This window comes from Pseudomonas sp. XP2, assembly GCF_053557975.1.
On sequence record NZ_JBNRIK010000048.1, the window covers coordinates 5,109 to 16,993 of the forward strand.

The 11,885-nt window shown below is 60.7% G+C and carries 12 protein-coding genes; 8 read left to right on the forward strand and 4 right to left on the reverse strand.

What is annotated here, in order from left to right:
- Positions 1 to 219 precede the first annotated feature (219 nt).
- The gene (gene dinB, locus ACK1VC_RS28190; RefSeq protein ID WP_161775550.1) at positions 220 to 1,278 is read left to right on the forward strand and encodes a DNA polymerase IV; all 1,059 of its coding nucleotides are present in this window, start codon (positions 220 to 222) and stop codon (positions 1,276 to 1,278) included.
- A gap of 27 nt (positions 1,279 to 1,305) precedes the next feature.
- Here dinB and ACK1VC_RS28195 read toward each other — a convergent pair whose 3' ends face one another.
- The 3 genes from ACK1VC_RS28195 to ACK1VC_RS28205 all read right to left on the reverse strand — a co-directional run bounded on the left by ACK1VC_RS28195 (position 1,306) and on the right by ACK1VC_RS28205 (position 5,435).
- On the reverse strand, positions 1,306 to 2,259 hold the full coding sequence (locus ACK1VC_RS28195) for a hypothetical protein (protein WP_060519884.1): 954 nt from the start codon (positions 2,257 to 2,259) through the stop codon (positions 1,306 to 1,308).
- Between the two features lie 20 nt (positions 2,260 to 2,279).
- Positions 2,280 to 3,995, reverse strand: a complete 1,716-nt coding sequence (locus ACK1VC_RS28200) for a proline--tRNA ligase (RefSeq protein ID WP_016488663.1) — start codon at positions 3,993 to 3,995, stop codon at positions 2,280 to 2,282.
- Between the two features lie 159 nt (positions 3,996 to 4,154).
- Positions 4,155 to 5,435: an OprD family porin gene (locus ACK1VC_RS28205; RefSeq protein WP_016488662.1), complete on the reverse strand. Its 1,281-nt coding sequence runs from the start codon at positions 5,433 to 5,435 to the stop codon at positions 4,155 to 4,157.
- A gap of 684 nt (positions 5,436 to 6,119) precedes the next feature.
- Here ACK1VC_RS28205 and ACK1VC_RS28210 point away from each other — a divergent pair.
- Both ACK1VC_RS28210 and ACK1VC_RS28215 read left to right on the forward strand, forming a co-directional pair.
- A complete protein-coding gene (locus ACK1VC_RS28210; RefSeq protein WP_191086888.1) occupies positions 6,120 to 6,539 on the forward strand; it encodes an HIT family protein in 420 nt (139 codons plus the stop codon).
- A gap of 1 nt (position 6,540) precedes the next feature.
- Complete coding sequence (locus ACK1VC_RS28215) at positions 6,541 to 6,747, forward strand: SlyX family protein (protein WP_016488660.1); 207 nt, start codon at positions 6,541 to 6,543, stop codon at positions 6,745 to 6,747.
- Between the two features lie 56 nt (positions 6,748 to 6,803).
- Here ACK1VC_RS28215 and ACK1VC_RS28220 read toward each other — a convergent pair whose 3' ends face one another.
- Positions 6,804 to 7,397, reverse strand: coding sequence for a cold-shock protein (locus ACK1VC_RS28220; RefSeq protein WP_016488659.1), 594 nt, complete (start codon positions 7,395 to 7,397; stop codon positions 6,804 to 6,806).
- A 280-nt stretch (positions 7,398 to 7,677) separates the two neighbouring features.
- Here ACK1VC_RS28220 and ACK1VC_RS28225 point away from each other — a divergent pair, with 280 nt between their 5' ends.
- The 5 genes from ACK1VC_RS28225 to ACK1VC_RS28245 all read left to right on the forward strand — a co-directional run bounded on the left by ACK1VC_RS28225 (position 7,678) and on the right by ACK1VC_RS28245 (position 11,752).
- Entirely contained in the window at positions 7,678 to 8,151 is a 474-nt protein-coding gene (locus tag ACK1VC_RS28225; RefSeq protein WP_003254783.1) for a Dps family protein, read from the forward strand.
- 228 nt (positions 8,152 to 8,379) lie between these two features.
- Positions 8,380 to 8,709 (forward strand): ribbon-helix-helix domain-containing protein, encoded by a 330-nt coding sequence (locus ACK1VC_RS28230; RefSeq protein ID WP_016488658.1) that lies wholly within the window; start codon positions 8,380 to 8,382, stop codon positions 8,707 to 8,709.
- Positions 8,710 to 8,801: 92 nt separating this feature from the next.
- Positions 8,802 to 9,023 carry an FmdB family zinc ribbon protein gene (locus ACK1VC_RS28235; protein ID WP_003254776.1) on the forward strand — a complete coding sequence of 74 codons (222 nt, stop codon included), beginning with the start codon at positions 8,802 to 8,804 and terminating at the stop codon, positions 9,021 to 9,023.
- A 93-nt stretch (positions 9,024 to 9,116) separates the two neighbouring features.
- Positions 9,117 to 10,892 carry an aspartate--tRNA ligase gene (gene aspS, locus ACK1VC_RS28240; RefSeq protein WP_016488657.1) on the forward strand — a complete coding sequence of 592 codons (1,776 nt, stop codon included), beginning with the start codon at positions 9,117 to 9,119 and terminating at the stop codon, positions 10,890 to 10,892.
- A 113-nt stretch (positions 10,893 to 11,005) separates the two neighbouring features.
- Positions 11,006 to 11,752 (forward strand): YebC/PmpR family DNA-binding transcriptional regulator, encoded by a 747-nt coding sequence (locus tag ACK1VC_RS28245; RefSeq protein ID WP_023048900.1) that lies wholly within the window; start codon positions 11,006 to 11,008, stop codon positions 11,750 to 11,752.
- The last annotated feature ends 133 nt before the right edge of the window (positions 11,753 to 11,885 follow it).

Genomic DNA, 11,885 nt, shown 5'->3' on the forward strand with positions numbered 1-11,885 from the left:
CCTGTGAGATCGAATTGTACGGATTTAAGCCCGGGTGTCAAGCAGTTTCGTTGGAAAAACCTTTTTTGTTCAATCCCTTAGCGCTTGCTGGCAGCAAGCAGGTCAGGCGCGACGGGGCTTTCAGGCAGTTTGTCGTGTGAGGGCGAGGGTGAGGTGTATCAGTGGGGCGCATGCGATACTATCTGTATGAATTTACAGTGCTGACGGCCATCCATGTCCTTGCGCAAGATCATCCATGTCGACTGCGATTGCTTCTACGCCGCGATCGAAATGCGTGACGACCCACGCCTGGCCGGGCGGCCCATGGCGGTTGGGGGCTCGCCCGAGCGTCGCGGGGTGATCGCCACCTGCAACTATGAGGCACGTGCCTATGGTGTGCGCTCGGCCATGTCGTCACGGCATGCGCTGAAGCTGTGCCCCGACCTGTTGATCGTCAAGCCGCGCTTCGAGGCCTATCGAGAGGCCTCGCGGGAAATCCACGCGATCTTCCGTGACTACACCGAGCTGATTGAGCCTTTGTCGCTGGACGAAGCCTATCTGGATGTGAGCGACAGCCAGTGGTATTCGGGCAGCGCCACGCGCATCGCCGAGGATATTCGCCGACGCGTCGCCCGCACCTTGCATATCACGGTGTCGGCGGGCGTGGCGCCAAACAAGTTCCTGGCCAAGATTGCCAGTGACTGGCGCAAGCCCAATGGGCTGTTCGTGATTACCCCGGGCGAGGTGGAGGCCTTTGTTGCCGCCCTGCCGGTGGCCAGGTTGCATGGGGTGGGCAAAGTGACGGCAGATAAACTGGCACGGCTGGGCATCGAAACCTGCCTTGACCTGCGGGAATGGTCACGCCTGGCATTGGTGCGTGAGTTTGGCAGCTTTGGCGAGCGTTTGTGGGGGCTGGCGCGGGGTATTGATGAGCGCGCCGTACACAATGACAGCCGCAGGCAGTCAGTCAGCGTTGAAAACACCTACGACACTGACCTGCCGGACCTGGCCAGTTGCCTGGCGCGGTTGCCTGAGCTGCTGGAAAGCCTTAACGAACGTATCGCCCGTATGGACAGCAGTTATCGGCCGGACAAGCCGTTCGTCAAGGTCAAGTTCCACGACTTCAGCCAGACCACCATGGAGCAGGCAGGGGCTGGGCGGGACCTTGAAAGTTATCGGCAACTGTTGGGGCAGGCGTTTGCCCGTGGTGGCAAACCGGTGCGCTTGTTGGGGGTAGGGGTAAGGCTGCGCGATATGCGCGGAGCGCATGAGCAGTTGGAGTTGTTTACGCCTGAATAAGAAGGGGCCGCATCGCGGCCCCTTCATTTACTGCGCGCCGGGGTCTGCCACCAACCGGCCAGTGGCCTTGGTCAGCGATTGCAGAAACTCCTGCTGCAGTTCCGGATCGTTGCGGGTCAGCTCGATCAGGCTTTGTTCCATTTCACTGGCTTCTTCTTCAAGGCCCAGCTCCGACAGACGCTTGACCCGGTGTACCCACTGGCCAACATCGTCATCCTCAAGGTCATCGAAGATCAGCTCATGGGCTTCGAGCAGCTTGTTGCGCAGGGTGGCGCTGACCAGCAGGCTGGCATCACCCCGTACGGCGTTGTCTTCATCGAGTACCTGAAGGTGCAGGGTGCCGACGTGGTTGAGGTTCTGCTCGGAGAACGGGCTGTCGAGCAGGTTCAAACGCAGTACGCCGTTCCTGTCGGTGGTCAGTTCGTGGGTCATCTTGCCGGCCTTGACCTCGACCAGGCGTTCGCTCCAGGGCACGCTGGTGGACTCCTCGCGTTTACCTTTCTGCACTTCGCTGATCCCTGCGAGGTTCTGCTGGGCACGCCCGTTGGACGGCACGTTCATGAACGGGTTGAGCCCGTCCACGCCGTAGCTGAGCCAGTCGTGGGTGATGCTTTGCGGCAGGTTGCCCAAGGTAAAGACGTTGACCACATTGGCGCCAACGCCCGCCACCACTGCCACTGCACCCAGCGGGATCTCGTAGACCTCCCGCCAGGGCTGGTAGGGCGTGTAACGGTCGTAGCGACGGGTGACTTCGAACTCGGTGACTTCGAAGCGCTTTTGCTCATGCACGCGCACACGCCGTTGCGGAAGCTCCATCACCTTCGGCTCGCCGACATCGATCTGCAGGGTGTGCTCGAGCAATTTGCGCTCGACGCGCTCCTCATGGTCGCTGCGCTGGGACATCTGGTTGGCGCAGCCGCTGACGAGCAGGGCGCCGCACAGTGCGGCGCCCCCCAGGGTAAAGGTACTTCGCTTGAACATGATCACTCGTGCATTGGTTATCAGCGGCGAACGCGGGCCTGCAGGAAGCTCAGCACTTCATTGAGCGGCAACGCCTGGGCGTCCTGCTCGGTGCGGTGCTTGTACTCCAGGTTGCCTTCGGCCAGGCCGCGATCGCTGACGACGATGCGGTGTGGGATGCCGATCAGCTCCATGTCGGCAAACTTGATGCCTGGGCTGGTCTTCTTGTCGCGGTCGTCCAGCAGCACTTCGAAGCCGGCGGCGGTCAGTTCGGCGTACAGCTTGTCGGTTGCCTCGCGAACCACCTCGGTTTCGTAGCGCAGCGGTACCAGGGCGATCTGGAACGGCGCCAGGGCATCGTTCCAGATGATGCCCTTGTCGTCATAGCTCTGCTCGATGGCAGCGGCGACCACGCGGGACACACCGATACCGTAGCAGCCCATCGACAGAACCACCGGCTTGCCGTTCTCGCCCAGTACCTGGCACTTCAGCGCCTCGCTGTACTTGGTACCCAGCTGGAAGATGTGGCCCACTTCGATGCCGCGCTTGATCACCAGGGTGCCCTGGCCATCCGGGCTTGGGTCGCCTTCGACCACGTTACGCAGGTCGGCGACCTGTGGAACCGGCAGGTCGCGCTCCCAGTTGACGCCGAAGTAGTGCTTGTCATCGATGTTGGCGCCAATGCCAAAGTCGCTCATCAGGGCAACCGAACGGTCGATGATGCATTCCAGCGGCAGGTTCAGCGGGCCGAGCGAGCCGGCACCGGCGCCAATGGCGTCGCGCAGTTCGGCTTCGGTGGCCATGACCAGCGGGTCGGCAACCTGTTCCAGCTTGGTGGCCTTGATTTCGTTAAGTTCGTGGTCGCCACGGATGATCAGGGCAATCAGCTTGCCTTCTTCGGCTCCGCGCACGATCAGGGTCTTGACGGTTTTTTCGATCGCCAGGCCATGGTTTTCCACCAGCTGGGCGATGGTCTTGGCGTCCGGGGTGTCGACCAGGCGCAGCTCCTCGGTAGGGGCAGGGCGCACGGTTTCACGCGGGATGGCTTCGGCCTTCTCGATGTTGGCGGCGTAGTCGGAGCTGTCGCTGAAGATTACGTCGTCCTCGCCGGAGTCGGCCAGTACGTGGAACTCGTGCGAGTAGCTGCCACCGATCGAGCCGGTGTCGGCCTGCACTGGACGGAAGTCCAGGCCCAGGCGGGTGAATACGTTGCTGTACGCCTGGTGCATGCGGTCGTAGGTTTCCTGCAGGGAAGCCTGGTCGGCATGGAACGAATAGGCGTCCTTCATGATGAATTCGCGGCCACGCATCAGGCCGAAGCGCGGGCGGATCTCGTCACGGAACTTGGTCTGGATCTGGTACATGTTGAGTGGCAGCTGTTTATAGCTGGACAGCTCGTTACGGGCCAGGTCGGTGATGACTTCTTCGTGGGTCGGGCCAACGCAGAAGTCGCGCTGGTGGCGGTCCTTCAGGCGCAGCAGCTCCGGGCCGTACTGCTCCCAGCGGCCGGACTCCTGCCACAGCTCGGCAGGCTGGATGCTTGGCATCAGCACTTCCAGGGCGCCGGCGGCGTTCATTTCCTCACGCACCACGGCCTCGACCTTGCGCATTACCCGCAGGCCCATCGGCAGCCAGGTGTACAGGCCGGAGGCCAGTTTGCGGATCATGCCGGCACGCAGCATGAGCTGATGGCTGATGACCACTGCGTCGGCAGGGGTTTCTTTCTGGGTGGCGAGCAAATATTGACTGGTGCGCATGGTTAGCCGTGTCGATTGCCTAAGACGTTGAAATAGCCCCGCATTGTACGGGGGCGAAACGAAGGCGTACAGGATGCCCCAGGGCGGGGCGCTTGTCAGCCAAGAAAAAGCCCGGCGAGATCGCCGGGCTTTTCAAGTGCGGGGCACTGCAAGCCAGGCTTACAGGATGCTCAGCGGGTATTCCACGATCAGGCGCAGTTCGTCGATCGAGCTCGAACCGTAGTAAACGCCGTCGCTGGAGCGGTAGGTGGCCTGACGCACGCGCAAGCTCAGGTCTTTCGCCGGGCCGCTCTGCAGTACGTACTTGACGTCTACGTCGCGTTCCCATTCCTTGCCGTTGTTGGTGCTTTCGGTAGTGGCGCCCGAGCCGCGAACATAGCGGGTCATGAAGGTCAGGCCAGGTACGCCGTATTCGGCGAAGTTCAGGTCGTAGCGTGCCTGCCAGGACTTCTCGTCTTCGGCGTTGAAGTCGGAACGGGCAACGGAGTTGGCCAGGAAGATGGTGCCGCCACCGTCGACGCCGTAAGCGTAGTCGCCGTCGCCGCTGACCTTCTGGTAAGCCAGGGTGAAGGTGTGGGCGCCAATGTTGTAGGCGGCCGAGAGGCTGGCTGCAATGTTGTCCAGTTCGTTGCTGCCGTCAGCCTTGCTGACGAAGGCGCCGGTCAGGTTGTCGCCGATTGACTTGGTGTCATAGATGTTGAAGTCGAACACCAGGCCTTGCTTGTCGCTGATCGGCAGCGCCCAGTTGATGTTGCCGTACCACTTGCGGAAGTGGTCTTCAATGCGCGAGTAGTAGACGCTGGTGCTGAGGTTGTCGTTGATGGCGTAGGTGCCACCGAAGACGTTGGCCTCGGTCAGGCGCAGGCTATCGTGGTAGGTCTGGGCCTGGGCGTTCAGGGCGGTGAAGTGACCGGCGTGCAGGGTGAGGCCATCGATTTCGTTGCTGGTGATCAGGCCACCTTCAGCAACTTCTGGCAGCAGTCGGCTGTCGTCGGTGGCAAGTACCGGCAGGGCGGTGAACTGGTCGCCGAACTTCAGCACGGTATTGGACACGCGCAGTTTTACTGCACCGCCGCCTTCGGAGTAGTCATCTTGCGAACGGCCATCGGAGGCAGTCGGGAACAGGCCGGTGCCGGCGCGGCCTTTGCCGCTGTCCAGTTTCAGGCCCAGCATGCCGATGGCGTCAACGCCGAAGCCTACGGTGCCCTGGGTGAAGCCCGATTCGAAGGTGCCCAGGAAGCCCAGGCCGGTTTCTTCGACGCGGCTCTTGCCGCTGTCGTTGTTACGGAAGTCACGGCTGAAGTACAGCATGCGGGTTTTTACGTTCAGCTTGCTGTCTTCAAGGAAACCTTTGGACTCGTCTTGTGCCGAGGCCATTGCCAACTGCGAGGTCCCTGCCGCAACGGCCAGGGCGATCATGCTCCACTTCATCACGCGCATCGTGATTTGCTCCTTTGGTTTTTAGGAAGAGTACCGCCGCGCCCAAGTGTTTTAGTTATAGGGTGCAGCTCTTTCTTGTTATGTCGGCGAAAATGTATAGCACGCTGACTGTTGTTGGCGATATGGCTATAAAGACTCTTTACGGAACTTTTTTGCCGTGTCGCGTTTAAGTATTTCCATGTCGCAAATCACACCCCGGTTTATAGGGCGTGTAAACGCCAGCGTTGTTCCTTTCGCCGTGGTGAACCTGCAAGTGCTGATTCCGGCTAGGGAAACTCCCTGGTAACCAATGCCGCTGTTGTTATTTGTCGCGTACACCTGCCATTGCAGATGCCGTGCCGACTTGGCGTGAAGGGAATGCAACAAGCGTGCTCAAAATTCGCAACAGTTCATGAATTTTTCACAAAACCTGCTACCGAGGGTCGGAAAGTGCCGTAAATACGGGTCGAAGGCACAATGAGGGGGTGTTGGAGTCGAGAATCATTAAAATTTAGAAACCTGCCATGAAAGTCAATGTGTTACCGCTATTTGTTAAACCAGAGTCATTTGTGGGGTGGCAAGTGTGGTGGTGGTGCGCAAGCGGCTTCATTTTGGTGCGAAAAGTAGCGCTGTGTTACCGGGAGTGTGCAAGGTATCCTTGCAGGCCTGTTTTCCGCTTGAAGCGGGTTCTGAAGGAGATATGCCGTGTTCGTCCTGGATTCGCGTTTGCAGCAGGATTGCCTGGTGCTTGGGGAGTTTGCGTTGTGCCAACTGCTGCTGAGCAAGGATGCCAACTACCCATGGTTCATTCTGGTACCCAAGCGCGCCGGGATCAGCGAGGTATTCGAGCTGGATGCGGCGGAGCAGCACCAGTTGTGGCAGGAAACCACCCTTCTGGCTGAAGCGCTGAAGGCCAGTTACGGCGCCGCCAAGATGAACGTGGCCACGCTGGGCAATGTCGTCAGCCAGTTGCACATGCACGTGATCGTACGCCAGCGGGACGACGCGGCCTGGCCGGCACCGGTTTGGGGCAAGTGCCCTGCTGTGGCTTACAGCGAAGACCAGTTGCAGGCCATCCGCCAGCGCCTGCGTGGGCTGCAACTTGCTGGCTACCAGGAGGCCTGACATGTCACTGGAATTGCGTATTGTTGAACTGGAAACCCGGCAAGCGTTTCAGGATGACACTATCCAGGCGCTGAATGACGTGATGGTCGAGCAGGCGCGGGTGATCGAGCGGCTGCAATTGCAGGTGGCCGAGCTGATCAAGCGTCATGAAGAGATGGTCGGCCAGTACGGCAGCGAAGGGGAAGAGGCGCCGCCGCCTCATTACTGATGTCCTGAAGCAACAGAAACCCTGGCAGGAGCGGCGCCAGGCCGCTCCTGCACAGGTTAGCGGCGTGTTACCGCAACCACGTCTTCGGCCTGCAGGCCCTTGTCCCGGTGCATCACCGAAAACTCCACGCGCTGGCCTTCGACCAGGATGCGGTGGCCTTCGCCGCGTATGGCACGAAAGTGCACAAAGATGTCATCGCCCGAATCGCGGGAGATGAAACCAAAGCCTTTCGAGGTGTTGAACCACTTCACCGTGCCGGTATCACGGTTGCCAGCATCCTGGGCGGCATGCTGGCTGCTGCGTGCCTTGCGCGGGCTGCGGGCAAAACCCACAGCCAGGTGCAGGGCCACAGCCAGTGCCGCACAGACCAGCGCAGCAAGGTTGCCCATTTCCGGGCGGGCCAGCAGCGTCAGGGTTTGCAGCACCACCGCCACCACCAGCAGGGCGCAGGCAAGGTGTTGCAACTGCTGGCGGGCGCCGCGGTAGTACAGCGGCACGACCGGCGCCAGGACCAGGTTGAGCAGGCCGAGCAGGGCAAGGTAAACCGCGTCGGGTTGTTGCAGGAAGGGTGTCGCATCGGTTTTCAGGCTGGGTATGAGCGATAGCAGCAAGGCTGCCACGCCCGTCACCAGATGGACGATCTTGAACATGGGGTTGGCTCACAGTTGATAAGGCCGATCACAGGAAGAGCGGGCAGTACGGTGCGCATGAGGTGTAAAGCGCGAACACGTGACAAGCCAGCCTATGCACCCGGCAATAACAGTCCGCACGGGTGGCACGGTGCCTATTTAACAGCAAAGCCGAAGCCTACTCAAACCGCAGGCCTCAGTGGGCGATGTGTTGCGCAATGTCACAGGCGGTGTGGGTAAAGTGTTGCTACAGTGGTCGGCGTCCGCTTGAGTCTCAAGCCTTATGGAAAGGGGAACTTCAATGGCAATCGATATCGGTATCAGTGAAGAAGATCGCAAGTCCATCGTCGATGGGCTGTCTCGCCTGTTGTCGGATACCTACGTGCTGTATCTGAAAACCCATAACTTTCACTGGAACGTTACCGGCCCGTCGTTCCGCACCCTGCACCTGATGTTCGAAGAGCAGTACAACGAGTTGGCGCTGGCAGTCGATTCGATTGCCGAGCGCATCCGTGCACTGGGTTTCCCTGCGCCAGGGTCGTATGCATTTTATGCGCGGCACTCCTCGATCAAGGAGGAGGAAGGCGTACCCCCGGCGGACGAGATGATCCGCCAGCTGGTCCAGGGCCAGGAGGCCGTGGTGCGAACTGCCCGTAGCATCTTCCCGGTAGTGGACAAAGTCAGTGATGAGCCAACCGCCGACTTGCTGACCCAGCGCATGCAGGTTCACGAAAAAACCGCGTGGATGCTGCGCGTGTTGCTCGACGGGAAATAAATACCCCAGCGCTGTGACAAAACCTGTGGGAGCGGGCTTGTCCCGCGAATGAGGCCACGCGGTGTATGGCACCGGCTTTGCCGGTGTTCGCGGGGCAAGCCCGCTCCCACAGTGTTTTCCTCGCGCTCAGGACTCGAGTGTTTGTGCGGGAAGACTTTGCTGCTGCTTTAAACCTGCCGCCCGGCGCTTCATTGGTCACCTGTTACCGGTGACGAGGAAGTAGGGCGCATGATGCAAGCGAGCAAGCGTGTGGCTGGTCAGGGAAGCTGGCCAGGAAAACAGTGCATTGATCCGTTCAAGGCAGATTTCGATATGTTGCAGACGCAGCCGGTGTCGCGTTCGGTGCGGCTCAACGGTTTTTCCACCTGTCTGCGCCTGGAGGCCGTCTACTGGGGCATCCTGGAACGCATCGCCGCCGCCAACCGCTGTTCGGTCAGTGCGGTGTTGTCCTACGTGGACCGCGAAGTGCACCTGCGCCAGGGTGGAGTGCGCAACTTCAGTGGGCTGATTCGGGTAATCTGCGTTGCCTGGCTGCAAGACCCGCCAAGTGTGCGCTGATCGCCTGGCGGGCTGCGCAGTGCTTGGTAACCATATATAATCCCGCTTTTTGCTGCCCTGGCAGCCAGCGTTATGGTTGACGAGAGACACCCATGCCCCTTTATGACTATCAATGTGCGTCCTGCGAGCACCGCATGGAAGTGCTGCAAAAGATCAGCGCCGCGCCGCTGACCGATTGCCCGGCTTGCCAGGCGCCGGCGCTGAAGAAGCTGCTGTCGGTGCCAGGCTTCCGCCTGAGCGGTAATGGTTGGTACGAAACCGACTTCAAGACCGGGGCGAAAAAGAATCTGGCAGGCGGCGACAAAGCCGACTGAGTTGAATGCTGTGACCGGGTCTTGCAGTATTAGCCCTCTGGGCGGCCAAGGCCTCCACCGAATACACGAATCACGAGAAGCGAAACCACCATCATGATGCGCAGCCATTATTGCGGCCAACTGAACGAGAGCCTGGACGGCCAGGAAGTCACCCTTTGCGGCTGGGTCCATCGTCGCCGCGACCACGGCGGGGTGATCTTCCTCGACATCCGTGACCGCGAAGGCATGGCCCAGGTCGTGTTCGACCCGGATCGCGCCGAAACCTTCGCCGCCGCCGACCGCGTGCGCAGCGAGTATGTCGTACAGGTCACCGGCAAGGTCCGCAAGCGTCCTGAAGGTGCAGTGAATGCCAACATGGCTTCCGGTGCCATCGAGATCCTCGGCTACCAGCTCACCGTGCTCAACGAGGCGGAAACCCCGCCGTTCCCGTTGAACGAGTTCTCCGACGTCGGCGAGGAAACCCGCCTGCGCTACCGTTTCATCGACCTGCGTCGCCCGGAAATGGCTGAAAAGCTGCGCCTGCGTTCGCGCATCACCAGCAGCATCCGTCGCTTCATGGACGACAACGGCTTCCTCGACGTCGAAACGCCGATCCTTACCCGTGCCACTCCGGAAGGTGCGCGTGACTACCTGGTGCCAAGCCGTACCCACGCCGGTAGCTTCTTCGCGCTGCCGCAGTCGCCCCAGCTGTTCAAGCAGCTGCTGATGGTCGCCGGCTTTGACCGCTACTACCAGATCGCCAAGTGCTTCCGTGACGAAGACCTGCGTGCTGATCGCCAGCCGGAATTCACCCAGATCGACATCGAGACCAGCTTCCTCGATGAAAGCGAGATCATGGGCCTGACCGAGAGCATGATCCGCAAGCTGTTCAAGGAAGTGCTGGACCTGGAATTCGGCGAATTCCCGCACATGACCTTCGAAGAGGCCATGCGCCGCTACGGTTCCGACAAGCCAGACCTGCGTAACCCGCTGGAACTGGTCGACGTTGCCGACCAGCTGAAGGATGTCGACTTCAAGGTGTTCGCAGGCCCGGCCAACGATCCGAAGTGCCGCGTGACCGCTCTGCGCCTGCCAGGCGGTGCCAGCATGCCGCGCAGCAAGATCGACGAGTACACCAAGTTCGTCGGCATCTACGGTGCCAAGGGCCTGGCCTACATCAAGGTCAACGAGCGCGCCAAGGGTGTCGAAGGCCTGCAGTCGCCTATCGTCAAGAACATCCCTGAGGCCAACCTCAACAACATCCTCGACCGCGTTGGCGCTGTAGACGGCGACATCGTGTTCTTCGGTGCCGACAAGTTCAAGGTGGTCAGCGAAGCCCTGGGCGCCCTGCGTATCCGTCTGGGTCACGATTTCGAGCTGCTGACCTGCGAGTGGGCGCCGATGTGGGTCGTCGACTTCCCGATGTTCGAAGAGAACGAAGACGGCAGCTTTACCGCGCTGCACCACCCGTTCACCGCGCCGAAGTGCACGCCGGAAGAGCTCGAAGCCAACCCGGCCACCGCGCTGTCGCGTGCCTACGACATGGTCCTGAACGGCACCGAGCTGGGCGGCGGTTCGATCCGTATCCACCGTAAAGAGATGCAGCAGGCAGTATTCCGCCTGCTGGGCATCGAGGCAGCAGAACAGGAAGAGAAGTTCGGCTTCCTGCTCGACGCCCTGAAGTTCGGTGCGCCACCTCACGGTGGCCTGGCCTTCGGCCTGGACCGCTTGGTCATGTTGATGACCGGCGCCCAGTCGATCCGTGAAGTGATCGCCTTCCCGAAAACCCAGAGCGCCGCGTGCGTCATGACCCAGGCCCCTGGCCTGGTCGACGCCAAGGCCCTGCGCGAGCTGCACATTCGACTGCGCGAACAGACCAAGGTCGAGTAAGCGGTCCCGGGCGCATCCACATGGATGCGCCTTTGCGTTTCGGCGCAGGTATTTTCCCGTCCCGCCCCGTACAGGGGCGGGGCTGTTTGTGATTCAAAGGATTCGGAGTCGTTATGGCTGGTCATTCCAAGTGGGCGAACATCAAGCACCGCAAAGAGCGCCAGGATGCCAAGAGAGGCAAGGTCTTCACCAAGTGGATCCGCGAACTGACGGTCGCTGCCAAGCAGGGCGGCCCTGACCCGGCATCCAACCCGCGCCTGCGCCTGGCACTGGACAAGGCCCTGGGCGCCAACATGAGCCGCGATATCATCGACCGAGCCGTGGCCCGTGGTGCTGGCACCAATGAAAGCGACAACGTCGAAGAGCTCAGCTACGAAGGTTATGGCCCGGGTGGCGTGGCGATCATGGTCGAAGCCATGACCGACAACCGCAACCGTACCGCCGCCGCCGTGCGTCATGCCTTCACCAAGTGTGGCGGCAACCTGGGCACTGACGGTTCGGTGGCCTATCTGTTCGAGCGCAAAGGCCAGCTCAGCTTTGCCCCGGGTGTGGAAGAAGACGCGTTGATGGAAGCGGCGATGGAAGCCGATGCCGACGATGTGGTGGCCAACGATGACGGCTCGTTCGACGTGTTCACTTCATTCAACAGCTTCTACGCCGTGCGCAATGCCCTGGAAGAGGCGGGTTTCAAGGCTGCGGACGCGGAAATCGTCATGCAGCCGACCACCAGCGCCGAGCTCGACCAGGACGGTGCTGAAAAGGTGCTCAAGCTGATCGACATGCTCGAAGACCTGGATGACGTGCAGAACGTCTACTCCAATGCCCAGATTTCCGACGAGATCATGGAAAACCTCGGCTAAGGTGACCTGGCGATCCACGCCGGCTCTTTGAGTTTTCAGTGCCTGTACCGGCCCTTTCGCGGGTAAACCCGCTCCCACAGGTACTGCACCGCGTTCGAATGCGGTGCAGTACCTGTGGGAGCGGGTTTACCCG

Excerpts from the sequence above, each read along its gene's own strand:
- ACK1VC_RS28195 (WP_060519884.1), bottom strand. The coding sequence starts at position 2,259 with ATGTTCAAGCGAAGTACCTTTACCCTGGGGGGCGCCGCACTGTGCGGC.
- ACK1VC_RS28200 (WP_016488663.1), bottom strand. The coding sequence starts at position 3,995 with ATGCGCACCAGTCAATATTTGCTCGCCACCCAGAAAGAAACCCCTGCC.
- ACK1VC_RS28205 (WP_016488662.1), bottom strand. The coding sequence starts at position 5,435 with ATGCGCGTGATGAAGTGGAGCATGATCGCCCTGGCCGTTGCGGCAGGG.
- ACK1VC_RS28215 (WP_016488660.1), top strand. The coding sequence starts at position 6,541 with ATGTCACTGGAATTGCGTATTGTTGAACTGGAAACCCGGCAAGCGTTT.
- ACK1VC_RS28220 (WP_016488659.1), bottom strand. The coding sequence starts at position 7,397 with ATGTTCAAGATCGTCCATCTGGTGACGGGCGTGGCAGCCTTGCTGCTA.
- ACK1VC_RS28225 (WP_003254783.1), top strand. The coding sequence starts at position 7,678 with ATGGCAATCGATATCGGTATCAGTGAAGAAGATCGCAAGTCCATCGTC.
- ACK1VC_RS28230 (WP_016488658.1), top strand. The coding sequence starts at position 8,380 with ATGATGCAAGCGAGCAAGCGTGTGGCTGGTCAGGGAAGCTGGCCAGGA.
- ACK1VC_RS28235 (WP_003254776.1), top strand. The coding sequence starts at position 8,802 with ATGCCCCTTTATGACTATCAATGTGCGTCCTGCGAGCACCGCATGGAA.
- aspS (WP_016488657.1), top strand. The coding sequence starts at position 9,117 with ATGATGCGCAGCCATTATTGCGGCCAACTGAACGAGAGCCTGGACGGC.
- ACK1VC_RS28245 (WP_023048900.1), top strand. The coding sequence starts at position 11,006 with ATGGCTGGTCATTCCAAGTGGGCGAACATCAAGCACCGCAAAGAGCGC.